Raw genomic sequence first — 1,563 nt, 5'->3', positions numbered from 1 at the left:
CTCTCGACGTGATCCTGTACCACTACCAGCCCACCAAGGCACGCGCCCTGCGCGAGGCCGTCCTGCCGCTGGCACGGCGGGCGGCGGCCGGCGGACTGAAAGCGCACGTCGAGCGGCACTGGCGGTTCGGACCGCACCTGCGGTTGCGGCTGGAGGGGCCGGCCGAGCGGGTGGCCGTCGCGGCGGAGGAGTCCGCCGAGGTGCTGCGGGCGTGGTCGGCCGCGCACCCGTCCGTCGCCGACCGGACGGAGGAGCAACTGCTCGCCGAGGCTGCGGTCGCCGGGCGGGCCGAGCTGATCGCGCCGCCGTACGGCCCGCTGGTGCCGGACAACACCGTCCGGGTCGTGCCCGCCGACCCGGCCGCAACCGCCGCCATGCACGCCCTGCTCGGGTCCGAACCGGCCGCACTGCGCGACGAGTTGATGCGGCTCGGGCTGCCCGCGATCACTTCGGCCTGCGAGTTCCTCGGGGAGCACGGCGACACGGCGCAGGCCCGGGTGCAGCTGGTGGTCACGGCGCTGGCGGCGCACGCGAGCACGCACGCCGACGGGCTGGTCGGCGGGCACTACTCGTTCCTCTCCCACCTGGAGGACTTCCTCGCCCACGAGGACCCGGACGGCCGCCTGCGCTCCGCCTTCGAACAGCGCTGGGAGCGCGGCGGCGCCGCCGTCACGGAGCTGGTCGGCCGCATCGCGGGCGGGGGTGCGCGCGGCTGGGAGCGGGACTGGGCGCACTGGTCGGCCACGGCCTGGAACCGGGCGGAGCGACTGCTGGCGGCCGGGGTGGACCTGTCCGGCCGCGGTGAGGAGTACCGGGCCCGCGCCGCCGCCCTCGGAGACCGGGCCACCGCCGAGCGGTGGGACTTCGAACTGCGCACCCGTTACAGCGAGTTCCACCGGATGGTGACACGCAGCGACCCCACCGGAACGCTGTTCAGCCGCACCGACTACCTGATCTACCGGACCAGCACCAACGCCCTGTACCGGCTCTTCGCGATCTGCGACGTCCGCCCGGTGGAACGCTATCTGGCCGCCCACCTCGTCGTGCGCAGCGTGCCCGAGCTCACCGGGCACCGGTGGCAGGACTACATCAGCCAGGTGATCGCCCGGGTCGAGGGGGCGGCGTGACGGCCGAACCGGTCACCGGGCGCACCCGGTTGCGTCCGGGCGTGGCGGTGACCCCGCTGCTGGAGGGGCTGCACCTGCGCGGCCGCGGCACCAGCCTCACCCTGGAGGGCAGCCGCTCGCTGCCGGCGCTGTGGGAGGTCCTGTCGGCACGGCTCGGCGCCGACCCGCAGGCCCTGGCGGAGGCGGGGCACCCGAGGACGGAGGCGGCGCTGGCCACCGTCACCGCCCACCTGCGTGAGCACGGCCTGCTGGTCGACCACCCCGACGGCGCCGAACCGCCGCCCTGGCCCGGCTCGGTGGCCGACCGCCCCGGGGACGCGGCGCAGGCCCTCGCCGCCGCGCGCCCGGTCGTGGCCTCGGCGGACCCGGACGACGAGCCGGCCCGCGCGGTGGCGCGCGCCCTGGCCCGGGGCGGGGCGGTGCCGTCGGTCGTCAC

Annotated in this window: 1 protein-coding gene and 1 pseudogene; both read left to right on the top strand. The window is 76.6% G+C overall.

Features of this window, described 5'->3' with window-relative positions; all coding sequences use genetic code 11:
- Positions 1-1,127, top strand: a 1,127-nt coding sequence (locus tag J0670_RS37740) for a lantibiotic dehydratase C-terminal domain-containing protein (protein ID WP_207817284.1), incomplete at its 5' end; no start/stop codon positions are given.
- Positions 1,124-1,563, top strand: a pseudogene (locus J0670_RS37735) (hypothetical protein); the annotation flags it as partial. The gene J0670_RS37740 and the pseudogene J0670_RS37735, both read left to right, overlap by 4 nt.

This window comes from Streptomyces sp. FH025, from assembly GCF_017427025.1.
GTDB lineage: Bacteria > Actinomycetota > Actinomycetes > Streptomycetales > Streptomycetaceae > Kitasatospora.
This window is presented reverse-complemented; position numbering and strand designations above follow the sequence as displayed.